This window comes from Caulobacter sp. AP07 (genome assembly GCF_000281955.1).
Lineage (GTDB): Bacteria > Pseudomonadota > Alphaproteobacteria > Caulobacterales > Caulobacteraceae > Caulobacter.
Genome location: NZ_AKKF01000019.1, coordinates 1 through 23,481 on the forward strand (window position 1 = coordinate 1; position 23,481 = coordinate 23,481).

Genomic DNA, 23,481 nt, shown 5'->3' on the forward strand with positions numbered 1-23,481 from the left:
CCGCCGCCGATATGGCCGTCGAAGACGATGGGATCGGCGCCCTGGAACGGGGTCACCACATAGCTGTCGAGGTAGGTGGTGTTCCAGTCGAGGCTGGCGCGCAGGTCGCGGATGTCGAAGTCGTAGCGAACCCCGACGTCAACGCCCCGCATCTTCTCCAGGCCGGCGTTGGTCGGCTGGGCGGAAAGATAGGTGACCTCGCCGGTCAGCGGGCTGCGGGTGAAGTTGGAAGCGCCGCAGAACGGGTGGGCCAGGTTGGGCGTCGCGTAGCAGACCGCCAGCTTGGTCGAGCCGGGGATCGAGCGGATGGCGTCCTTGATCTCGATATCGAAGTAATCGACGGTCACCGACAGGCCCGGAACGATCGGCGGCTGGATCACCGCCCCGAGCGTCAGGGTCTTGGCGGTTTCCGGTTGCAGGTTCTGGTTGCCGCCGACGGTGGTCAGCACCGTATTGCCCAACTGGACATAGTTGGCCGGCACACCGGTGGCCTGGCAGTTGGCGATCAGGGTGGCGTTGCCGCTGCTGGCGTAGCGGCTGCACGGATCGGTCGTCGTCAGATTGCCCTCGGCGACGCCGCCGAACAGTTCGGGCACGCTGGGGATACGGAAGCCCGTGCCGTAGGTGGCGCGCAGGCGAAGGCTTGGAACCACCGCCCAGTTGAGGCCGAGCTTGTAGGTCTCGTTCGAGCCGAACAGGTTGTAGTCCGAGTAGCGGACCGCCGCGTCGAGCTCCAGGCTCTGGACCATCGGCAGGTTGGCCAGCAGCGGCGCCGAAAGCTCCAGATAGGCCTCCTTGGCGGTCACCGAGCCGGAGATCGGATCTTGCTGGTTGGTGTTGGCGACCCCAAGCACCGTCAGGGCGTCCGGATCGCGCCAACCCTTCTCGTCGCGATAGACGACGCCGGCGGCCACCGCCAGACGGCCGGCCGGCAGGCTCAGCAGCGTGCCGGTGACGTCGGCGGTGACGCTCTTCTGCTCATTGCCGCCGGTGTCGCGGGAATTGAACAGAATGTACTTCAGGGCCTCGGGCGTCAGGTCGCCATAGCCGAGATAATCGGCGCACGGGATCGCCGCGCCGGGGGTGGTGCTGCAAACGCCGGTGTTGATCGAATTTCGCACGTGTTCGAGATTGGCGACGTTGCTCGTCGCGTCGATCCCGGTGTTGCGCCCCCAGTTGGCCGCCGCCTCCCAGGTCCAGTCCCCCGTCAGCGCGCCACGCGCCCCGCCGACGAAGCGGTAGGTGTCGGTCTCCTGCGAGAAGATCCGCGGGCCGGGCTCGGCCAGGCGGCGCTGCAGCAGGGTGATGTTCTGCCCCGTGGGATTGGTCGGGTTGCTGGCCGAAATCGCCAGGTTGCGCAGCGTGCCCGGCGTGGCGAGTTGGTGGCTTTCCCGGTGGGTGAAGAACAGCTCGCCAAACAGGGTGACGGTGTCGGTCAGCTTGTAGTCGGCCAGGAAGGCGGTGCTGATCCGCTCGATCGGGCTGACGGCGTTGAGGAACGGGTTGGAGTTGAAGTTGTGCTTGGCGGCGCTGTAGGGCTCGTAGAAATTGCCGTTGCCGCCAGGAGTCTGGTTGAAATTGATCTGCTGGCCGCCCGGCAGCACGGCACGGCCGCCGATCGTCGAGGCGCTGGAGATGCAGATCAGCTGGCCACCGACCTCGCCCAGGCCGCAGGGCGCCCGGCTGGCCAGGTTGACCGCCTCGGTCTTCTGGTAGGTCAACCCCGCCGTCACCCCGCCGCGCGCGTTGCGCATCCCCCAAAGCACGTCGACGGTATAGTCCTGACCGTCGCCTTCGTCGGTCACGCCGTACTTGCCCGACAGCTTCAGGCCCTCGAAGCTGTTCTGGGTGATGATGTTGACGACGCCGGCCACGGCGTCGGCGCCGTAGATCGCCGAGGCGCCGTCCTTGAGCACGTCGATGCGGCTGATGATCGCCGTCGGGATCATGTTGAGGTCGGGCGCGCTATTGGCCCCGGTGCCGCCGTTCACCACCCGGCGACCGTTGATCAGCGTCAGAGTGCGGTTGATGCCCAGGCCGCGCAGGTTGACCTGGGCGGTGCCGTAGCCGTTGCCGGTCCAATAGGCGTTACCTTGGTTGCCCGCGGCGCCGGCCGAGGCCGGCAGGCGCTGCAGCAACGACTCGACATTGGTCAGGCCCGTCCGCTCGATCTGCTCCTGGGAAATGACGGTGGCTGGGCCCACGCCGGTGATGTCGGCGCGCTTGATCCGGCTGCCCGTGACGATCACCTCGTCCACGGTGGCCGCCTCGACGGCCTGCGCGAAGGCTTGTCCGGCGCCGACCAGCGTCGCCATCGCGGCGACGCTCGCCAATAGAGTTCGTTTGTCGATCAGTTTCATGGCGATCCCCTCACCTCATGGCCCGTCCGCCGTCCCCTTGGCGGTCACGTCGGGCGAGGTTCCGGGTTCGTCCGGGATCAAGTCAATCTATGTATATACATTTGAGGAGGTCGAAACGGGGTTCGCAATTGCCACCACTCACCACCTCGCACGAGATCGTCGGCAAAAACCCCAAAACCACGCAATATTTTACCTCATTTCTCAACATTTTCTACAACAACATGACTATTTTGCAATAAATCACAATCCACACCCCCAGAACACAAATGTGCTGAAATTGTCACGGAATATCACCCATTGATTACCGGGCAATCATCCCACCATATTCCACACTATACCACCATTGTAAGGTTCATGATTACCTATCATCGAATTAATGGTGCCACTCAACTCGCCAATACGGGACGATAAACTTTCCAATCATGGCAATGTTGAAAATTACTTTTACGGGACGGTAAGGTCTCGGCGCCAGACTGCCTCCATCCTGAGCCCGCGAGAACCTGGGCGTTCTGGCCAAACCCAGGTTTCCGGTCGTTCGGATCCAGGAGGTCGCGATGCTTGAGGTCCAAACCATTCATCCAGGCATGCTGGGCCGTCAGGACGTCGAGACCTGGCGCGCCATGGCCGCGGCGCGGCCCGAGTTTCGCAGCCCTCTGCTTGGCCCGGATTTCGCCCAGGCGGTCGGAGCCCTTCGGCCGGACGCGCGGGTGGCGGTGTTTCGGCGCGAGGGCCGCGTGCTGGGCTACCTGCCCTACCACCGCCGGGCGTACGGCCAGGCCTGGCCGATCGGCGCGCCGCTGTCGGACTATCACGCCCTGGTCGGCGTCGCCGACGCCAGGCTCGACGGCCGTGACGCCCTCGCCGCCACCGGATTGTCGGCGTTCCGCTTCGGCGGCCTGGTCGATCCATTCGGGGTGTTCGCCCCCGGCGCGGATCAAATCAGCCACGTGATCACGCCGGACGACGGTCCCGAGGCCTATCTGGAACAGGTCCGGGCGGCCAATCCCAAGAAGATCAAGAACTATCGCCGGCTAGGCGCCAAGCTGGAGCGTGAACGCGGCCCCGTGCGCCTCGTCGCCGACGACCGGTCGCGCGCGGCCTTCGACCAGTTGATCGACTGGAAGCGCGAGCAGCTCAGGCGCACCGGAACCCACGACTTCCTGGGCGCTACCTGGTCGCGCGACCTGGTGACCCGGCTATTCGACGGTCAGCAGGGCGAGCTCCGCGGCCTGATGATCTGCCTCTATGCCGGCCAGACCCTGGTGGCGGGACATTTTGGTGTACGCCAGGGTGAGGTCTTTCACCCTTGGATCGCCTCCACCCACCCAGACTACGGGCCGTGGTCGCCGGGGCATCAGTTCTTCCCCCGGGCGATCGCGGCCATGCCCGCCCTGGGCCTGACGACCTACGACCTGGGCTGCGGTCACGATCACTACAAGCGCGCCTACGCCTTGCGGACCCGTATCGTGACCTCGGGCCTGGCGACGGCCGGCAGCTTTGCCGGCGGCGTCGCTCGCTCCATCGACGCCGCCTGGCTGCTGGCCGGCGCCGAGGGGCCCGGACCGGTCGGCCGTTTGCGGCGACGGATGGACACCATCGCCAGGGTCGACCTGACCCTGACAGGCCGCCTGCGGGGCCTGGCGTTCGCCGTGGCCAGCCAGGGCCGCCGGCGCGCCGCCCCCGATCACGAGCCTTCCTGAACCTGGCGGATCGGCGCTCCTACTTTGGAACGCGACCACCAAACGCCGGAAACGGTGAGGGTTCGCCCCGCCCCCGGACGTATTGGCAGGACGGGGTCGCGTTGGACGAGATTCCGGTCGCCCGTTGCGTAGGATTTTTGACGATGAAGTTTGATCGCCGGCAGTTGTTGCGAGGCGCCGCCGTGATGGGCGCGGGCCTCGCGACCGGAGCTCTCCTCCCGAGTTGGGCGCAGAGCGCGACGCCGGGCCTGGCCTCGACCCTGCCCACGGTGTCGGGCCAGGACATCAAGCTGACCATCGGCCACACGCCGGTGACGATCGACGGCAAGACCAGCCACGCGGTGACCATCAACGGGATGACACCCGGCCCCCTGATCCGTCTGAAGGAAGGCCAGACGGTCCGGCTCTCGGTGACCAACACCCTGGACGAGGAGACCTCGATCCACTGGCACGGTCTGCTGGTGCCCTTCCAGATGGACGGCGTTCCAGGCGTCAGCTTCCCCGGCATTCCGCCGGGCGAAACCTTCGTCTACGAGTTCCCGATCAAGCAGTCGGGCACCTACTGGTATCACAGCCACTCGGGCCTGCAGGAGGCCGAGGGGCACTACGGCCCCATCGTCATCGAGCCGGCGGACCCCGATCCGATCGGCCATGACCGCGAGCACGTGATCGTGCTCTCCGACTTCAGCTTCATGCACCCCCACCGGATCTTCAAGCGCATGAAGCAGCAGGCCGGGGTGTTCAACTACGACAAGCAGACCCTCTCCAGCCTGCTGGCCGGCAAGGAGCAGACGCTCCAGGAGCGGATGGAGTGGGGCAAGATGCGCATGGACCCCACCGACATCTCCGACGTCACCGGCGCGGTGATGACCTTCCTGGTCAACGGCCATGGTCCGGCCGACAACTGGACCGGCCTGTTCACCCCCGGGGAGCGGGTGAGGCTGCGGTTCATCAACGCCGCCGCCCAGATGATGTTCAACGTTCGCATTCCCGGCCTGAAGATGACCGTCGTGGCCGCCGACGGGCAGCCGGTGCGCCCTGTCGAGGTAGACGAGTTCCAGATCGGCAACGCCGAGACCTACGACATCATCGTCCAGCCGACGCAGGACCAGGCCTTCACGCTGGTGGCCGAGGCCGTCGATCGGTCGGGCATGGCGCGCGCCACCCTGGCCCCGCGCGCGGGCATGACCGCGCCGGTCCCCGCGCTACGCGAGCGTCCGCTGGCCACCATGAAGGACATGGGCATGGACATGAGCGCCATGCATGGCATGGGCGGCGCCCCGGACGCCATGGCGGGCATGGACCACGCCGCCATGGGTCATGACATGGCGGTGATGGCCGCAGCGCCCGGCATGGCCGCGCCCAAGCCGCGCGGCTCCGACATCATGGGCGACATGGGCGGCATGAAGATGTCGATGCGCGACCCGCTGAACGCTCCGCAGATCAAGCTTGGGCCCGGCGTGCAGACCATCACGCCGATGCCGATCGACCGTACCGGGGAGCCTGGCCAAGGCCTGGAAAGCGTCGGCCACAGGGTGCTGGTCTACAAGGACCTGCTGGCCGTCACGCCCAACCCCGACACCCGCGCCCCGACCCGCGCCCTGGAAATCCGGCTAACCGGCAACATGGAGCGCTTCATGTGGGGGTTCGACGGCCAAAAGTTCAGCGACGCCACCCAGCCCTACGCCTTCAAAAAGGGCGAGCGGGTGCGGGTCACCCTGGTGAACGACACCATGATGGCCCATCCGATCCATCTGCACGGCCACTTCTTCGAGCTGACCCATGCGCCGATCGGCTACGGCCCGCGAAAACACACGGTGATCGTGCTGCCCGGAGGCAAGGTGTCCTGGGACTTCACGGCCGACCCTGGCGACTGGGCCTTCCACTGCCACATGCTCTACCACATGCACGGCGGCATGTTTCAGGTGTTCAGCGTGCGACCCCTCGATGGAGCCGCGGCATGAGCCGGCTCACCCTGATGGGACTGTTGCCGCTGATCCTGGCCGGGCCGGTCGCCGCCCAGACCATGGATCATTCTTCGATGCCGGGCATGACCCTGCCCGCGGCGCCGACCGAGGAAACCGCCCAGCCCAGGGCCGCGGGTCACCAGCATCATGACATGCCCCCCGTCTCGGCGGCGGCGCGGCCGGCCACGCCCGCGACCGGCGACGCCGATCCGCACGCCGGCCATGACATGTCTAGCATGGACATGAGCGCGCCCGCCGAGGCCGGCCCGACCATCGGAGACCTGGAGGTCCCTCCGGGGTCGCCGCCGCCTCCGCCTGGCGAACATGCCGCCGACCAGGTGTTCCCGCCAGCCAGGATGGCCGCCGCGCGAGCCCAGTTGCGACGCGAGCACGGCGGCGCGAGCAGTTCCATGGTCATGGCCAACATCGCCGAATGGGCGCCCCGATCCGGCAAGGACAGCTATCGCTGGGAAGGCGAGGCCTGGTTCGGCGGCGACATCCACCGCCTGGTGCTCAAGTCCGAAGGCGAAGGCGCCGTCGGTGGCGACGTCGATCACGCTGAACTCCAGGCCCTCTATTCCCGCGCGATCGGTCCCTATTTCAATCTGCAGGCCGGGGTGCGGCATGACTTCCAGCCCCGCCCTGCCCGCACCTATGCGACCCTCGGGTTCGAGGGGCTGGCGCCCTACTGGTTCGAGGTGAGCGGCGCGGCCTTCCTGTCCGACAAGGGCGACCTGTCGGGGCGGCTGGAAGGGTCCTACGACCAGCGCATCACCCAGCGTCTGATCCTGCAGCCGCGCGCCGAACTCAACCTCGCCGCGTCGAACGATGCGTCGACCGGCGTGGGATCTGGCCTGTCGAACGTCGAGCTGGGCCTGCGGCTTCGCTACGAGATCCGCCGTGAGTTCGCCCCCTATGTCGGCGTCACCCATGAGCGCAAGTTCGGCAAGACCGCCGACTACGCCCGCGCCGCCGGCGAAGGTGTCGAGGACACCCGCCTGGTGCTCGGCGTTCGCGCCTGGTTCTGACCAAGGCCGCCGCGCGCGGCAGGAGATCTTGAGAATGAGCCACTCGCGTTCCGCAGTCCCACCTGGGACCCGCTCGACCCGTTCCGTCTCCCGCGCGCGCCGCGCCCTGCTGCTGGGAGCCGGCGCCGCGACCCTGCTGGCGGCCTGCGCCCAGGGCGCCGAGCCCTTGACCATCCAGGTCTACAAGACCCCGACCTGCGGCTGCTGCACCCAATGGGTCGAGGCTCTGAAGGCGGCCGGCCTCAGGCCGTCGATCAGCGAACTCGACGACCTGACCCCGGTGCGCGCCACCTATGGCGTCGCCGACGCCCTGTCCTCGTGCCACACCGCCCGGATCGGCGGCTACGTGATCGAGGGCCACGTGCCACCGGCCGATATCCTGCGTCTGCTGCGGGAACGCCCCAAGGCGCTGGGCCTGGCGGTTCCCGGCATGCCGATCGGCTCGCCCGGCATGGAAATGCCTGGGGCCGGCGTCGAGCCCTACGCCACCCTGCTGCTGCTCGACGCCAAGGGCGCGACCCGGGTTTTCGCCCGTCACGGCTGACGCCCGCCGAAGCGGGTTCTTCGTTTCACCGCGAGGGACCAGGCCCTTGCCGCGCGTATGATCTGCGAGCGACCGGGGCGTCGCACCTTGGAGACATCCGATGACCACCAAGACCACCTCGACCCTCCTGGCGACGATCGCCGCCGGCGGCCTGATGCTGGCCGCCTCCCAGGCCGCCGCCCACGCCAAGCTGGTGAGCGCCAATCCCGCGCCCGACGCCACGGTCGCCGCCCCCAGGGCGATCAGCCTGAAGTTCAGCGAGAAGCTCGAACCAAAGTTCTCCGGTTTCGAGATCGCCAAGGCCTCCGGCGGCTCCGTGCCGGTCAAGACCACGATCGCCAAGGGCGGGACGGTCATCGACGGAGCCCTGGCCGCGCCGCTCGCGCCCGGCGCCTACACGGTCCGCTGGCACGCGGTCACCGCCGACGCCCACCGCATGAACGGCGTCTACAACTTCACGGTCCGCTAGGGCGATGACCGAGCTGCTCGTCGTCCTGGCGCGCCTCGTCCAATATGCCGGAGCGGCGACGCTGTTTGGCGCGCCGCTGTTCTACCTCTACGGCCTGCCCGCCGACGGCCCCGGCGCGGCGCGGTCCAGCGCCGGGACCAGGAGGCTGGTCGCGATCGCCGCGCTGTTGACGGCGATCGGCTGCGGCCTCGCGCTGCTGGCGCAGACGGCGATGATGACCGGCGCGCTCGCCGACGCCCTCGACCTGCAGGCCCTGACGATGGTGGCGACCGGCACCCAGTTCGGCGCCTCGGTCCTCAGCCGGGCGACCGCCAGCCTGGTGGCCTTGGCCCTGGCCGCGATCCTGCGCCCCTCGACCAGTCTCTGGCGCGCCGCCGCCGCGCTGGGCGCGGTGACCCTGGCCAGCTTCGCCTGGAGCGGGCATGGCGCCGACGGCGAAGGCCCGGCCGGGCTGTTCAGGCTGGTCGCCGACATCGTCCACCTTCTGGCCGCCGGGGTCTGGCTCGGAGCGCTGGCCGCCCTGCTCCTTCTGGTGCTGGGCGCGCGCCAGGCCGAGGCCGCCTGCGTCCGCGCGCTCCATCGGGCGCTGGAGGGATTCTCCGGCGTCGGCTCCCTGGTCGTGGCGACGCTCGTCCTGACCGGCCTGGTCAACAGCTGGTTCCTGGTCGGGCCGGACCACGTCATGGCGGCGGTCTCGACCGCCTGGGGCGTCGTGCTCCTGGCCAAGCTCTGCGTCTTCGCACTGATGCTGGGCCTGGCGGCGCTCAACCGCTTCATGCTGACGCCCCGGCTGAAGCAGGCGCTGGCCGACCTCGATCCCGCTTCGGCCCTGGCGGCCCTGAAGCGAAGCCTCGCCGTGGAATCGGCCGCCGGTCTCTCGGTCGTGGTCCTGGTCAGCTGGCTGGGGACGCTGGCCCCGCCGGCGGCGCTCTGACCATGGCGAACCGCAAGCCCTTCCGCCATCGACGCCTGATGACGCCCTCCATCGGCGGCGCTATGGTGACGCCATGCTGAGACACGCGCTCGCTTTCCTGGCCGCCCTGGCCCTCGCCTTCAGCCCGCTGGCAGTCAACGCCGCCCAGGCCGATTGCGACATGGCGGGCATGGACATGGGCGCGATCAGCATGGCCATGCCCGCGGCCGCCACGGCTTCGGACGCCGCCCAGGACCCCTGCTGCGACCATGGCAAGGCGATGTCGGCCAAGGACTGCGCCAGGGCCTGCGCGACCAGTTGCGCCTTGGCTGTCGCCGTGCCCGGTGAGGGTGCGATCGGCCATTCCCCGATCGCCTACCGGGTCGAAACGCGCTGGTCCAACACCAGCGGCCAGGCCCATGACCCGGGCCAGGAAGATCCTCCTCCAAGATCGCTGATCTAGCGACCGGCCAAGCCGCCGGTCTCGCGCCTCCGCGCCTGCCGTCCCGCGCTTTCGCGCGCGGCCGACGGGCGCGGACGCTCGCCCGCTCGCGGGCCTTTCAGATCACGATTTCAAGGAACGATCCCATGACTCTGCGTCACACCCTGCTCGGCGCCCTGGCCGCCGGCCTGACCTTCAGCGCCTCGGCCGCCCTCGCCGCTTCCTTCCCCGCCTGCAGCCATCTGCGCACGCAGGCCCCGCCGTCCAATCCCAAGGACGTTTTCCGGACCGCCGTTCGCGTCTGCGACATGCCGGCCGATTGCGGAATGACGCCCGGCAAGGCCGGCCCGGCCCAGCCTACCGCCGCCGCTCCGCCCCGAGGCTAGGAACCGGCTGAACCCAGGCGGCGGGCGATCCCCTCTCGCCGCCTGGACGGCCGGCCTCGGCGGGGCGGCTGCAAACGTCCCGCCGAGGCATCCGCCCGGCCCTTCGCCGACATCGTTCGCACGATCCGACAGGACCTCTCATGCGTCTCATCCTGCTTCTGGCGGGGCTTGGGCTGGCCAGCGCCGCCCAGGCCGGCCCCCTGACTTACGAGGCCGCCCAGCGGCTGGCCCAGCAATCGCCCGCCCTGGCCGCCACGGCGGCCGACCTGGAGGCCGCCCGGTCGCAAGGCCAGGCGGCGGGCAAGCTGCCCGACCCCAAACTGCGGGTCGGGCTGGACAACTTCCCGATATCCGGTCCCCCGGCCGGGACCTTCGCCGGCGACAGCATGACCATGGTCAGCGTCGGCTTGATGCAGGAGCGACCCAGCGGCGCCAAGCGCTCGGCCGCCCGGCAGGCCGCCCAGGCGCGGGTGACCACGGCCGATGTCCGCCAGGCGCAGGAGGCGCGCGATGTCCGCCTCGCCGCCGCCCTGGCCTGGATCGACCTCTATTACGCCGACCGCAGGCTGGCGGCCCTGGCGGCGGTCGAACAGGCCCTGGCCCCGCTGCGCGACACCGCCCCCGCGAGCTTCTCAGCCGGCGAGGCCCGTCCCGGCCAGACCCTGGAGGCTCGCCAGAAGCTGGTCCAACTGGCCGATCGCCGCAGCGAGCTACTGGCCGGCCGGGCTCGCGCCGCCGCCGAACTGACCCGCTGGACCGGCGAAGTCGCCCCCCTCGCCATCGGCCCGGAACCGAGCTTTCCGATCGACGCCCAGGCCTTGCGGTCGGACCTGGCCGATCACCTCGCCCTGCAAGCCTTCGACGCGGCGCGCCAGTCGGCCCGCGCCCAGCTGGCCGCCGCCCGCGCCGAAGCCCATCCCGACACCAGTTGGGATGTCGCCTACCAGAAGCGCGACGGGGCCTATGGCGACATGATCTCGGTCGGCGTGACCTTCGGCCTGCCGCTGTTTGGCAAGACCCGTCGCGAACCCCTGGTCGCCGCCCAGGACGCCCTGCTCCGCGGGGCCGATAGCCAACGTGCGGCGGGGATGCGCGAACTCGTGGCCGCGCTGGAGGCTGATCTCGCCGACCACCAGATGCACCACGAGCAACTGGTGCGGGCCCAGCAGGACCTCGCGCCCCTGGCCCAGCAGCGCGCCGACCTGGAGACCGCCAGCTACGCCGCCGGCCGGGCGGGCCTGGCGGAGGTGCTGACCGCCCTGGTCGACCTGGCCGAGGCCAGGCTTTCGGTCGTCGACAAGCAGGCCCTCGTCGCCCGCGACGGCGCCAGGATCAACCTCACCTATGGAGTCGCGCGATGAGCCCGCCCCGGACCGTTTCGGCTCGAACCCTGACCTTGAGCGCAACCGCCATCGCCGTCCTGGCCGCCGGCGGCGGCTATGGCCTGGGCCTGGCCCGCAAGACGCCCGCCACGGTCGCCGACGCGGCCGCGGGCCGCGCGGTTCTCTACTGGTACGACCCGATGGTTCCGACCCAGCACTTCGACAAGCCGGGCAAGTCACCGTTCATGGACATGCAGCTGGTTCCAAAATACGCCGGCGAAGACGACACGGCCGGACCGTCGGCCGCGGTCCGCATCGATCCAACCGCCGTCCAGAACCTGGGCCTGCGGACGGTGGAAGTCCGCCAGGGCGCCCTGGCCGGCGGGCTCACGACGACAGGCGTCGTCGAGTTCAACCAGCGCGACGTGGCCGTGATCCAGGCCCGGTCCGGCGGTTTCGTACAGAAGGTCTATGGCCGCGCGCCCGACGATGTGATCGCGGCCGGCGCCCCGCTGGCCGACCTGCTCGTTCCCGAATGGGCCGGCGCCCAGGCCGAATATCTGGCGGTCCGCGGAACAGGCGACGCGGCCCTGACCACCGCCGCCCGCCAGCGCCTGCGGCTGCTGGGCATGCCCGAGGGGACGATCGCAGCCATCGACCGTGACGGGCGGGCGCGAACCACCATCACGGTCAGTTCCCCCCTGGGCGGGGTGATCACCAGGCTCGACGTCCGGGCCGGCATGACCGTGGCCACGGGCCAGGCCCTGGCCGAGATCAACGGCCTGTCGCGCGTCTGGGTCACCGCCGCCGTGCCCGAGGTCCAGGCCGGTCAGCTTCGTCAGGGCCAATCCGTCGGCATCGCCTTCGCAGCCTACCCCGGAAAGACCCTTCGCGGCGCGGTGCAGGCCATCCTGCCTCAGGCCCAGGGCGACAGCCGAACCCTGCAAGCCCGCATCGAGCTGCCCAATCCCGGCGGCAAGCTTCGGCCCGGCATGTTCGCCGTCGTCACCTTCGACAGCGACCCGCGCCCGGCTTTGCTGTTGCCATCCGAGGCGGTGATCCGCACCGGCCCACGCGCCATCGTCATGCTGTCGACGGGGGGCGGCCGCTACCAGGCCGTCGAGGTCAGGATCGGCCGCGAGGCTGGCGGCCAGAGCGAAATCCTGGCCGGGCTGAGCGCCGGTCAGAAGGTCGTCGCCTCCGGCCAGTTCCTGATCGATTCCGAGGCCAGCCTCGCGGGCTTGCAAATCCGGCCGCTGCCGACGGCGGGAACAGGGACCGCCATGGGGCGGCCGATGTCGCCCGACATGGCGCCGGCGCCGGTCGTGAAATCCACGCGAGCCGAGACGACCGGCCGTGTCGAACAGGTGGCCCAGGACAGCATCACGCTTTCCCACGGCCCCGTGCCGGCGATCGGCTGGCCGGCCATGACCATGGCCTTCCGGGCCGATCCGATGCTGCTGCGGGGCCTCAAGCCCGGCGACCAGGTGAGCTTCGCCTTCGACCAGCCGCCGGCCGGCCCGACAGTGCGCCGCATCGCCAAGGTCGGAGCGCCGTCATGATCGCCGCCCTGATCCGCTGGTCGGTCGCCAATCGCTTCTTCGTGTTGCTCGGGGCCCTGGCCTTGATCGTCGCCGGTGGTCTGGCGGTGCGCGCGACCGCGATCGACGCCCTGCCCGACCTATCCGACACCCAGGTGATCATCCGCACCAGCTATCCGGGCCAGGCCCCGCAACTGGTCGAAAACCAGGTCACCTACCCCCTGGCCACCACCATGCTGTCGGTCCCCGGGGCCAAGACCGTGCGGGGCTATTCGTTCTTCGGCGACAGCTTCGTCTATGTGATCTTCGACGACAAAACCGACCTCTACTGGGCTCGGTCGCGGGTTCTGGAGTATCTCAACCAGGTCCAGGCGCGCCTGCCCGAAAGCGCTCGCCCAGCCCTTGGGCCCGACGCCACCGGAGTCGGCTGGGTCTATGAATACGCCCTCGTCGACAAGACCGGCGGCCATGACCTCAGCCAGCTTCGCAGCCTGCAGGACTGGTTCCTGCGCTATGAGCTGAAGACCCTGCCCGGCGTCGCCGAGGTCTCCGCGATCGGCGGCATGGTGCGCCAGTACCAGGTCGTGCTCGACCCGATGAAGCTGGCGAGCTTCGGGGTCACCCATGGCCAGGTGGTCGCCGCCCTGAAGGGCGCCAACGCCGAGACCGGCGGCTCGGTGCTGGAACTGGGCGAGGCCGAATACATGGTCCGCGCCACCGGCTATCTGAAGACGATCGAGGACTTCCAGGCCGTACCGCTGAGGACCGCGGCCAGCGGCGTCCCGGTGCGGCTGGGCGATGTGGCGACCGTCCAGATCGGCCCGGAGATGCGGCGCGGCATCGCCGAGCTCAATGGCCAGGGCGAGGTGGCCGGCGGGGTGGTGATCCTGCGCTCGGGCGAGAACGCCCGCGCCACCATCGCCGCGGTCAAGACCAAGCTGGCCGAGTTGAAGAAGAGCCTGCCCCCGGGAGTCGAAGTGGTCACCACCTACGACCGCTCGGGCCTGATCGACCGCGCGGTCCAGAACCTCACCGGCAAGCTGCTCGAGGAATTCCTGATCGTCGCCCTGGTCTGCGCGCTGTTCCTGGGCCATCTGCGCTCGGCCCTGGTGGCGATCATCTCGCTGCCGCTGGGGGTGTTGGCCGCGTTCCTGGTCATGAAGAGCCAGGGCGTCGACGCCAACATCATGTCGCTGGGCGGCATCGCCATCGCCATCGGGGCCATGGTCGACGCCGCCGTGGTGATGATCGAGAACGCCCACAAGAAGCTGGAGCGCTGGACCCGCGATCATCCCGGCGAGAGCCTGGCGGGAGACGCCCGCTGGAAGGTGATCACCGAGGCCGCCGTCGAGGTCGGACCGGCCCTGTTCTTCAGCCTCCTGATCATCACCCTGTCGTTCATCCCGGTCTTCACGCTGCAGGCCCAGGAGGGACGCCTGTTCCGCCCCCTGGCCTTCACCAAGACCTACGCCATGGCCGCGGCCGCCATCCTGTCGGTGACCCTGATCCCGGTGCTGATGGGCTACCTGATCCGTGGCAGGATTCCCGACGAGGCCGCCAACCCGATCAATCGCGTGCTGACGGCGGCCTATCGCCCGCTGCTCGATCGGGTGATGCGTCGGCCCAGGCTGACCTTGCTGATCGCCCTGCTGGCTTTCGCCACCACGGCCTGGCCCCTGGCCCATCTAGGCGGAGAGTTCATGCCCAACATGGACGAGGGCGACCTGCTCTACATGCCCTCGGCCCTGCCGGGCCTGTCGGCGGCCAAGGCCGGCGAACTCCTCCAGCGGACCGACCGGATGATCAAGACCGTGCCGGAGGTCGACAGCGTGTTCGGCAAGGCCGGCCGGGCCGAGAGCGCCACCGACCCGGCCCCGCTGGAGATGTTCGAGACCACCATCCGCTTCAAGCCGCGCGACCAATGGCGATCGGGCATGACGCCCGACAAGCTGGTGGCGGAATTGGATCAGCGCGTGCGGGTCCCGGGTCTGACCAATGTCTGGGTCCCGCCGATCCGCAACCGCATCGACATGCTGGCCACCGGCGTCAAGAGCCCGATCGGGGTCAAGGTGTCGGGCGCCAACCTGGCCGAACTGGACCGCGTCGCCCGCGAGGTCGAGGGCGTGGCCAAGGGCGTGCCGGGCGTCAGTTCGGCCCTGGCCGAGCGGCTGACCGGCGGGCGCTATGTCGACGTCCGTATCGACCGGGCCGCCGCCGCGCGGTTCGGACTCAATATCGACGACGTCCAGTCGATCGTCTCCGGGGCGATCGGCGGCGAGACCATCGGCCAGACGGTGGAGGGCCTGGCCCGCTACCCGATCAGCGTCCGCTATCCGCGCGAACTGCGCGGCAGCCTTGAAGGCCTGCGCGCTCTTCCGGTGCTGACGCCCGGCGGCCAGCAGATCACCCTGGGCACGGTGGCGCGGGTCGAAATCGCCGATGGGCCGCCGATGCTCAAGAGCGAGAACGGGCGACCGACGACCTGGATCTATGTCGATGTGCGGGGCCGGGACCTGGCCTCGGTGGTCGGCGACCTGCGCCAGGCCGTCGACCAGAAGGTCAGGCCATCGCCGGGCGTCAGCCTCTCCTACTCGGGCCAGTTCGAATATCTGCAGCGGGCCGCCGACCGCCTGAAGATCGTCGTGCCGGCCACCCTGCTGATCATCTTCGTGCTGCTCTACGTCATCTTCGGCCGCTTCGACGAGGCGGGACTGATCATGGCCACCCTGCCCTTCGCCCTGACCGGCGGCGTCTGGACGCTCTATCTGATGGGCTTCCACCAATCGGTGGCCACCGGCGTCGGATTCATCGCCCTGGCCGGGGTCTCGGCGGAATTCGGGGTGGTGATGCTGATCTATCTCAAGCAGGCCATGCAGGCTCTGCCGCCCAATCCCAGCCCCGAGCAGGTCGAGACGGCCGTGCGCGAAGGCGCCCTGCTGCGCGTGCGCCCCAAGGCCATGACCGTGGCGGTGATCCTGGCGGGTCTGGCGCCGATCCTCTGGGGTCACGGCGCCGGCTCCGAGGTGATGAGCCGCATCGCCGCTCCGATGATCGGCGGCATGCTCACCGCCCCTCTGCTGTCGATGTTCGTCGTCCCGGCCGGCTACCTGCTGCTGCGTCGTCGGCGACCCCGAGCCCCGCGGGCCATCATCGACTAGGCAAGCCGTCCGGACCACGGCGCGATCGAGGCTGGGGCGGAAGGACCGGAAGCCGGTTTCTCCTGCCTGAGGGATGGAGGGGGCGCGGCGCGTATGTCCTGGACGCCGAAGGGTCTTCCCCGACCCTTCGGCCCGACAGGAGAGACAAACCATGAAGACCCTGCTTGCCGCCGCCGCCCTGACCGTGGCGCTGACCGGACCGGCCCTGGCTCAGTCCGACATGCATGGCATGCACGGCATGCAGCACGACGCCATGCCCGCCACGACCAAGGTCGTGGACGGCCAGGGCGTGATCAAGGGCCTGGACGCGAAGGGCGGCTTCGTGACCCTGCAGCACCAACCCATTCCGGCCCTGAAATGGCCGGCCATGACCATGAAGTTCAAGGCCGCGCCCGCTCTTCTCAAGCCCTTGAAGGTCGGCCAGGCGGTGACTTTCAAGCTGAAGCCGATCGGCGGGTCGGGCGAGGTGGTCGCGATTTCCGCCAAGTAGCGCGACACGCGGCCGTCCGCCACGCGTCAGCGCGGCGGACGGCCGCGCGAGGTCGACGGCATGACGGCCAGAACCCGGCGAAGACCCGAAGAAGGCTGGCCGCGCGCGGCGCTCACGCCTGGAAACCGCGAGAGACGGCTGGCTCCCGCCGAGGCTGAACACCGGAGGCCAGATCGGCCAGGATCGGGCAGTCGGGCCGCTCGTCGTCGGCGCACCCCCGAGAGAGTTCGCGCAAGGTGTCGGCCATGGCCCGTATCTCCGCGACCTTCGCCTCCAGCGCCCGCACATGCCCGTCGGCGATCGCCTTGACCTCCCAGTTGGGCCGGACGCGATCGCTCCAGAGCGACAGCAGGTGAGCGATCTCTTCGACCGAAAACCCCAGGGAGCGAGCGCGACGGATGAACTGCAGCTGGTTGATCTCGTCGTCGCTGAAACTGCGGTAGTTGCCCTCGGTCCGGTCGGCGGGAGCAATCAGTTTGATCTGCTCATAGTAGCGGATCATCTTGGCCGAAACGCCGGAAGCCTTGGACGCCTGTCCGATGTTCATGCGAGGAGGCTCCTTGGTAAGGCGGTGTTTCGCGGCGTCTCCGAACCCATACGCGCCAGGTGCGCCCTTCCCCTCATCGGAACGCCACCCACCCTGGCCGCTCAGGCGAAGCCTTCCGGAAATTCCGCCGGGCGATCCCCCACGGTTCCAATCACGGGAAGGTTCAGGACAGGGCGCGGCGAAGGCCCCAGGGTGTCCTGATCGATTGTGCAGCCAAGACTTGCGGGGTCGGGGGGTTCTGCTGCGTATAGTCGGCGGGACATCTGCTGGACGAAGGGCCGAACATGACCTTGAACATCGATGACCTCGTCGGGCGGTTGGCGGCGCAGCCGCTTGACCGCTCGCTGGACGGTCTGGAACTGGAGGTTTCGCGGGGCATCGCGCGCCGCCGCGCCGACCTGAACACCGGCGCCGCCCTGGCTCCGGTCCGGGTCGCCTCCATCGGCCTGGCCCTGGCCATGGGCGTGACGGCCGGCGGCCTGGCCGCGACCACCACGGCCTCGACGCCCCAACAGTTCAGCACCTTCTCGGTTTCGGCCCACCTGGCGCCGTCGACCCTGCTCGAGGGCGAAGAGTGAGCATCACCCGCGGCATCGCCCTGACCCTGGTGCTTTCGACGCTGGCCGCGGCGATCGGAGCCTGGGGCGGCGGCCAGTACGTCGTGCGGCGCATGCACCACGCCACCCCGCTCCACCAGATGGTCCACCAGAAGCTGGACCTGACCCCGGACCAGGAGCGGCGGATCGACGGGCTCGAACGCGACTACGCGGCCAAGCGCAAGGCGCGCGAGGCGGAGATGCGCGCCGCCAACGCCGAACTGGCCCAGGCCATCCAGGAGCAGCACAGCTACACGCCCAAGGTCCAGGCGGCGATCGACCGCTTCCACATGGCGATGGCCGCGCTGCAGAAGGAAAGCATCCAGCACGTCATCGCCATGCGCGGCGTGCTGACGCCACAGCAGGCCGCCCGCTTCGACGATACGGTCGTCAAGAACCTCACCGAACAGGCCCAGTGATCGCGAGCGACCCGAGCGACGAAGCGCTCGCGGCCTTGGCCGGGGGGGGTGACGAGCGAGCGTTCTCGCAACTGGTCGCTCGCCACAAGGAGGGCCTCTATCGCTTGCTGCGCCGCTATACCGGCGACAGCGACGAAGCCTACGAGGCCGTCCACGAGGCCTTCATCGCCGCCTGGACCGCGCTGGGCCGCTACGACACGGCGCGGTCGTTTGGGCCCTGGCTACGCACCATCGCCATCAACAAGGCGCGCGATCGCGGTCGCCGAATGGCCGTTCGCCGCTTCTTCTTCGGCGGTGGCGAGGATGATCTGGCCTCGGCAATCGATCCCGGCCAGGCGGCCGACGACGCGTTGCAGCAGCGCCAGGCCATGAGCCTTCTCGACCAGACGGTCGCCCGGCTGCCAGACGCCCTGAAGGCGCCGCTACTGCTGACCGCCTTCGAAGGCCTGTCCCACCACGAGGCCGCCGCGATCCTCGGCATCTCGGCCAAGTCGATCGAAACGCGGGTCTACCGCGCCCGCAAGGCCCTGGCCGCGAGCCTCGATCCTACGGTCCTTCGCGGCCCCTAGGCGTTTGGAAGCGAGCAGCGCACGACCGATGACGAACTCGAGGCCCCGCACGACTCTGAAGGGCGTCGAGTGGGCCATCGACGGATTGCCGGCGGCGACGCGCTAGTGGCGGATTCTGAAACAGCTCCGAAAACACGACATTCGGACGACCAGGCCCGGGCGGGCTTGCGTCCAGCGATCACTTAGGTATCGATACCAAAACGAAGGCCCCGCTGGCTCGACCAGCCGGCGGCGACAGGGAGGATACATGGGTCGCAAGCAACATCTGGCAACGCGTATCGCGACGACGTTAATCGCGACGACGTTGTTTGGAAGCGCGTCGGGAACGGCGCTCGCGGACGCTCTGCGAACCTACCCCGTGCCGACGTCCCTCCTGTATTCGGCGCACAACGACGATTTCACCGTCCGCGTCCGCAAGTCCGGCGGGGCGTGGCAGGACCTCTACGAGTACCGCGTGCAGGTCGATACCGACACGCGCCAGAACGCCTCGATGGTCTATTTCGATTTCGACGGCTCGGTCGAGATCGAGGTGATGAAGAACAACGGCCGGTTCGACCAGGTGTCGGTCGCACCGCTGTCCAGCGCGGTGAAGGTCCAGCGCGAGGGCTCCATCCTGCGCATGACGCTCACCCAGCCGGAGCGCTTTTCGCTCCAGTTCGACGACGATCGCCTGCACAACCTCCACATCATCGCCGGCAAGCCGCCCTCGCCCCGACCGACCGGCGAAAACGTCGTCTATTTCGGACCCGGTATGCACACGCCCCCGGCGGGGACGGACTATTTCCCGGTGAAGTCGGGTCAGCACATCTATCTGGACGGCGGCGCGGTGCTGAAGGGCGCCTTCGACCTGGCCGGTGTCCAGAACGTGAAGATCTCCGGTCGCGGCCTGCTCTGGGATCCTGGTCGCGCCATCGACCTCGAGACGGCCCGCGACATCGACGTCTCGGAGCTGATCATCGTCAACAGCGACCGCAAGGACGCGGCGCGGGTCATGAATATCCGCAATTCGCAGAACGTCCGCGTGCGCGACCTCACCGGCTTCACATCCGGCAAGTGGTCCGACGGGATCAACATCTCCACCTCCCAGCACGTGAAAGTGGAGGACGGATATCTGCGCGTGTCCGACGACGCAGTCGTTGTCTACGCGGTCGCCGACTGCCCGCTGTGCCGCCAGAAGGCCGCGCAGACCGGCGTTCCCGACCCCAACCCGCCGGGCGATACGTTCGATATCCGTGTACGGAACATACGAATCTGGGTGGACGTCGCCCACGCGCTCTATGTCGGGCACTTCGGCGACAACGCCCACCCGCGGACGATCCGGGACATCAGCTTTGACAACATCGACATCGCCAATCTGGACGAGGACGATCCGGACTGGGAAGGCGTGATGGCGGTCTATTCGGGCGACGGCACCATGATCCGCGACGTCACCTTCAGCGACATCCGGGTCGACCGCATCGAGGAAGGCAAGCTCATCCACATCGTGGCCGGCAACAACCCGCGCTACAACAAGGCGGCCGGTCGGGGCGTCGATGGCGTCACGCTGCGCAACATCGCCTTCACCGGCGAGGGCATGCCCAGCCCGTCGATCATCACGGGATTGTCGCCCCAGACGGCCGTGAGGAATGTGACGATCGAAAATCTTCGGATCGGCGATCGCCCCGTCCGGACCGCCGAAGACGGCGACATCATCGTCGGCGGGGACGTCTCGGGGCTCAAGATTCGGTAGGGGCGTTCGTTCGCGGCCAACACCCCAAAAAAAAGAGAGGCGCCGTCATCGACGGCGCCCCAGGAGGGACTTGCCGCGGGGACCCTAGCCGCCGAACTTGTAGCGAAGGCTCACACCGTAGACGCGACCGTTCATGAAGTATTGGCGCAGGATGTCGGTGTCGTTGCCGTTGTCTGGCTCGCCAACGTAGCGGATCGGGGCCTTGTTGGTCAGGTTCGAAGCCGTGAGCGACAGGGTCAGGTTGTCACGCACGTTGATGTTCATCGACGCGTCGAGCAGGCCGTAGCCCTTCAGGTAGCGGCCATCGACCGGGTTGGGCGATACGCCGAAGAGCACGTAGTCGGAGCGGTAGGTGTAGACCACGCGCGCCGAAACACGCTTGTTCTCGAAGAGGCCGGCCAGGCTCCAGTTCTGATCGGACTGGAAGGGCTGACGCACCTTGACGGTGGCGCCGTTGATCAAGACCGGCAGCTCGGTCTTGACCCAGGTATAGGACCCCTGGACGCCGAAGTTGTGCAGGAACGACGGCACGAAATCGGCGTCGAAGAAGGTTTGAGCCGCGAGTTCGACGCCCTTGGCGTACCCCGGATCAGCGTTGGTGGCCTGGGTGATGCGGAACTGGCCCGTCGGACAGTTGTTGGGCGTCACGCCGCTGTAGGGCAGAGAGCTCGGTACGGACTGGCAGCTGTCGACACCGACCGGGAAGCCATCGACCTTCTTGTAGAAGACCGCCGCCGACGCGTAGCTCGTGGGACCGAAGTACTTTTCCAGCGACAGGTCGTAGCTGTAGGCCCGCAGCGGCTGCAGGTTGGCGTTGCCTTGCGTTCCGGTGCCGCTCGTCAGGTTGACCGAGACGGTCGGATTGATGTCGGCGACGCTGGGACGGGTCATGCCCTTGCCGAAGCCGAAGCGCAGCAGCAGGTCGTCCTGGATGTAGCCCGTCACGTTGAAGGTCGGCAGGACGTCGGTGTAGCTGTTGCTCTTGCTGTTGGGAACGATGACCGGCGTCGCGCCGCTGGAGTCGGTGATCCGAGCTTCGGCGTCGAGCTTGGTCTGGACGACCCTGACACCGGCGTTGCCGCGGATGCGGTCGTTCAGGAAGGCGAAGTCGACGACGCCGTATCCGGCTAGCGTCTCCTCCACCGACTTGCGGCGTGACAGCAGCACCTCCGGGATGGAGTCCTCGGCGGGAATGCCCGCCAGCGCGAAGCGGTTGCGAACATTGTCCCCCAGCAGAGCGTCGGGGGAGAAGGTCAGGAAGCCGCCGGAGTAGCCGGCTTCGCCGTCAAACCAGTTGGTGTGGGAGCCTTCGACCAGATCCTGGACGGACGAGGCCAGGACGCCGTTCGACTGGGTCGCCGTCAGCGCCAGGCCGTCGGTGGTCAGGTTCTTGCCGCTGAAGGAGTAGTTGTAGAACTTCGACTTCTTTCGATAGTAGCGCGCACCGAACTTCACATCCTGGATGAAGCTGTCGTGCAGGCGCAGCTTGCCGTCGAACTGCGCGGCCAGGCCGGCGTCGTCATAGACGTTATTGACGCCGTTGGCGTAGTTGAGCAGCACCCAATTGGCCGGGTTCGACAGGTTCGGCCCGCTGATGCCGACGGTCTGAGGAGCGCCGACGGTCCGGGTCACGTCCCAGGTCAGCCCCGCGCGTGGATTCATCGTCACCGAGCGGTTGTCCTGATGCTGGTCGGCCTTCACGTACGAGACGTCGGCCTTCAGGTCGAGGTCATCGGTCGGCGACCACTTGGCGCCGCCGGCCAGGATGTAGGTCTTGTAGAGCCGGTGCTCGTCGCCGCCGATCGAGGAGAAGCTCGACCCCAGGAGCGTGCCGCTCCCAAAGCGCTGTCCGGCCAGAGTCGCGTCCTCGCCGCCATTGCTGTTGCGGTTGGCCAGGCTCTCGGTGGTGTTGAAGGGCGTGGTGACGAGGTTCTGCACGTAGCGGCTGTCAGCGCCGTTCAGGAACCGGTAGCTCTGGTGATAGAGGTAGGAGTTGTAGTTGCCGTCGACATAGAATTCGAGGCCCGGGCGAACCTTCCATTGGAAGGCCCCGGCAAAGCCCTTGCGCGTGCGCTGGATGTCCTCTTCGTTCACATTGATCTGGACGCCGGCCATGTTGACGAGGCCGGCGCGCTCGGTCGCCGTCAGCGCCAGGGGGTTGGCGACGTCGGCCAGGAACGCGACGTCGCCGCGGCCGGCATAGGCCTGGTTGTAGGCGGCGTTGCCAAGGTACTCTGCGCTGTTGGCGCGAACGACGCGGCGAAGATTGGTCCCACCAGGGCCGGGCGCATTGTCGGATCGGTTCCAGCTCTTTTGGTAGTTGGCGCCGATCAACAGGCCCATCTCGCCGTCGCCCACGTCCCAGCCGTGCGACACCAGGCCGAAATACTCCGGCTGCCATTGCTTGACCATGTCGTTGTAGCGACCGGAAATGGCGAGGCTGCCCGACATCTTCGGCAGGTCCAGCGGTCGGCGGGTTCGGATGTCGATCAGGCCGCCGATGCCCCCTTCGATATGTTCGGCCGACGGGTTCTTGTAGACGTCGAGCCCGGCGATCATCCCCGGGATGGCGCCTTCGATGTTGAACTCGCTGCCGCCGGCGGTGAAGTAGGATCGGCCATCGACCTGCGAAGCCGTCTGTCCCGAGAGGCCGCGAATGGTCAGGCCCGAACCGGCGCCGACGGGCGAAGCGCCTTCGCCGCCGTAGCGGTAGCCCTGCACGCCGGGAATGCGGGTGAGCGTTTCGGCCACGTTCGGATCAGGCAGTTTGCCGATGTCCTCGGCCCGGATGGAGTCCACCACTTCCATGGTGTTCTTCTTGACCTGCACGGCCGATTGCAGGCTCTGCCGAATGCCGGTGACCACCACCTCTTCGACGGCGACCTCCTGGCTCGCCGGAGCCGGCGCGGTCTGGGCGTGCGCGGCGTTCGTCGCGCTCACCGCCAGGACGGCGGTCGAGGCGGTCAAGAACAGGCGCCGATACGCTTGGAACGATGATCTCATGGTTTTCCCCTCCCTGTGAGAACCGCGCGCCGTGGAGCGCGCGTGCTCTGATCAGTCCCGCGCGGACGCGGGTTTTCCTGTTGGCGTCGGCCCGATTGCCGCGCCGCATTTCACTCCCAGACCGCTGCGCCGAACTTGGATGTCGGCGGTCTTTCGCGGTCGCATTGCCATTTTGATATCGTTATCAATTGAACCTGGCAAGCCCATTTATCGCATAAATAATCTTGCGCTGGTTCGCGCCTAGACATGGCCGCCACGGCGAAATCGACCGGAAAACCCTCTCGACACAAGGCGCGGG

General features: G+C 68.1%; 19 protein-coding genes. 16 read left to right on the top strand and 3 right to left on the bottom strand.

Features of this window, described 5'->3' with window-relative positions; translation table 11 throughout:
• Nucleotides 1-2,360: TonB-dependent receptor plug domain-containing protein (locus tag PMI01_RS01850; RefSeq protein WP_007662258.1), on the bottom strand; the 2,360-nt coding region annotated here is incomplete at its 3' end.
• A 554-nt stretch (nt 2,361-2,914) separates the two neighbouring features.
• Between PMI01_RS01850 and PMI01_RS01855 the strand changes: the two genes are divergently transcribed.
• The 12 genes from PMI01_RS01855 (at nt 2,915) to PMI01_RS01910 (ending at nt 16,320) form a co-directional block, all read left to right on the top strand.
• Complete coding sequence (locus PMI01_RS01855; RefSeq protein ID WP_007662259.1) at nt 2,915-4,060, top strand: GNAT family N-acetyltransferase; 1,146 nt, start codon at nt 2,915-2,917, stop codon at nt 4,058-4,060.
• 143 nt (nt 4,061-4,203) lie between these two features.
• Entirely contained in the window at nt 4,204-6,024 is a 1,821-nt protein-coding gene (locus PMI01_RS01860; protein ID WP_035033997.1) for a copper resistance system multicopper oxidase, read from the top strand.
• On the top strand, nt 6,021-7,055 hold the full coding sequence (locus PMI01_RS01865) for a copper resistance protein B (protein ID WP_007662262.1): 1,035 nt from the start codon (nt 6,021-6,023) through the stop codon (nt 7,053-7,055). The genes PMI01_RS01860 and PMI01_RS01865 overlap by 4 nt, the downstream gene beginning before the upstream one ends.
• 34 nt (nt 7,056-7,089) lie before the next feature.
• Nucleotides 7,090-7,599, top strand: a complete 510-nt coding sequence (locus PMI01_RS01870) for a DUF411 domain-containing protein (RefSeq protein WP_007662264.1) — start codon at nt 7,090-7,092, stop codon at nt 7,597-7,599.
• A gap of 100 nt (nt 7,600-7,699) precedes the next feature.
• Nucleotides 7,700-8,068 carry a copper homeostasis periplasmic binding protein CopC gene (gene copC / locus PMI01_RS01875; RefSeq protein ID WP_007662266.1) on the top strand — a complete coding sequence of 123 codons (369 nt, stop codon included), beginning with the start codon at nt 7,700-7,702 and terminating at the stop codon, nt 8,066-8,068.
• A gap of 4 nt (nt 8,069-8,072) precedes the next feature.
• Nucleotides 8,073-9,002 carry a copper homeostasis membrane protein CopD gene (gene copD, locus PMI01_RS01880; RefSeq protein ID WP_007662268.1) on the top strand — a complete coding sequence of 310 codons (930 nt, stop codon included), beginning with the start codon at nt 8,073-8,075 and terminating at the stop codon, nt 9,000-9,002.
• A 73-nt stretch (nt 9,003-9,075) separates the two neighbouring features.
• Complete coding sequence (locus PMI01_RS01885; protein ID WP_007662270.1) at nt 9,076-9,444, top strand: hypothetical protein; 369 nt, start codon at nt 9,076-9,078, stop codon at nt 9,442-9,444.
• A 125-nt stretch (nt 9,445-9,569) separates the two neighbouring features.
• Nucleotides 9,570-9,809 carry a hypothetical protein gene (locus tag PMI01_RS01890; protein ID WP_007662272.1) on the top strand — a complete coding sequence of 80 codons (240 nt, stop codon included), beginning with the start codon at nt 9,570-9,572 and terminating at the stop codon, nt 9,807-9,809.
• Nucleotides 9,810-9,949: 140 nt separating this feature from the next.
• Nucleotides 9,950-11,170: a TolC family protein gene (locus PMI01_RS01895; protein ID WP_007662273.1), complete on the top strand. Its 1,221-nt coding sequence runs from the start codon at nt 9,950-9,952 to the stop codon at nt 11,168-11,170.
• Nucleotides 11,167-12,693, top strand: coding sequence for an efflux RND transporter periplasmic adaptor subunit (locus tag PMI01_RS01900; RefSeq protein ID WP_007662275.1), 1,527 nt, complete (start codon nt 11,167-11,169; stop codon nt 12,691-12,693). The genes PMI01_RS01895 and PMI01_RS01900 overlap by 4 nt, the downstream gene beginning before the upstream one ends.
• Nucleotides 12,690-15,830, top strand: coding sequence for an efflux RND transporter permease subunit (locus PMI01_RS01905; RefSeq protein WP_007662278.1), 3,141 nt, complete (start codon nt 12,690-12,692; stop codon nt 15,828-15,830). The genes PMI01_RS01900 and PMI01_RS01905 overlap by 4 nt, the downstream gene beginning before the upstream one ends.
• 151 nt (nt 15,831-15,981) lie before the next feature.
• Nucleotides 15,982-16,320, top strand: coding sequence for a copper-binding protein (locus PMI01_RS01910; RefSeq protein WP_007662281.1), 339 nt, complete (start codon nt 15,982-15,984; stop codon nt 16,318-16,320).
• Between the two features lie 112 nt (nt 16,321-16,432).
• Here PMI01_RS01910 and cueR read toward each other — a convergent pair whose 3' ends face one another.
• A complete protein-coding gene (gene cueR / locus PMI01_RS01915) occupies nt 16,433-16,867 on the bottom strand; it encodes a Cu(I)-responsive transcriptional regulator (protein ID WP_007662283.1) in 435 nt (144 codons plus the stop codon).
• A gap of 284 nt (nt 16,868-17,151) precedes the next feature.
• Between cueR and PMI01_RS01920 the strand changes: the two genes are divergently transcribed.
• From PMI01_RS01920 to PMI01_RS01935, 4 genes are all read left to right on the top strand, one after another.
• Nucleotides 17,152-17,445: a hypothetical protein gene (locus PMI01_RS01920; protein WP_007662284.1), complete on the top strand. Its 294-nt coding sequence runs from the start codon at nt 17,152-17,154 to the stop codon at nt 17,443-17,445.
• Entirely contained in the window at nt 17,442-17,882 is a 441-nt protein-coding gene (locus PMI01_RS01925) for a Spy/CpxP family protein refolding chaperone (protein ID WP_007662286.1), read from the top strand. Before PMI01_RS01920 ends, PMI01_RS01925 begins: the two co-directional genes overlap by 4 nt.
• Complete coding sequence (locus PMI01_RS01930; RefSeq protein WP_007662288.1) at nt 17,879-18,451, top strand: RNA polymerase sigma factor; 573 nt, start codon at nt 17,879-17,881, stop codon at nt 18,449-18,451. The genes PMI01_RS01925 and PMI01_RS01930 overlap by 4 nt, the downstream gene beginning before the upstream one ends.
• 358 nt (nt 18,452-18,809) lie before the next feature.
• Nucleotides 18,810-20,180, top strand: a complete 1,371-nt coding sequence (locus PMI01_RS01935) for a glycosyl hydrolase family 28 protein (protein ID WP_035034003.1) — start codon at nt 18,810-18,812, stop codon at nt 20,178-20,180.
• A gap of 84 nt (nt 20,181-20,264) precedes the next feature.
• Here PMI01_RS01935 and PMI01_RS01940 read toward each other — a convergent pair whose 3' ends face one another.
• Nucleotides 20,265-23,147 carry a TonB-dependent receptor gene (locus PMI01_RS01940; protein WP_035034006.1) on the bottom strand — a complete coding sequence of 961 codons (2,883 nt, stop codon included), beginning with the start codon at nt 23,145-23,147 and terminating at the stop codon, nt 20,265-20,267.
• Nucleotides 23,148-23,481 lie beyond the last annotated feature (334 nt).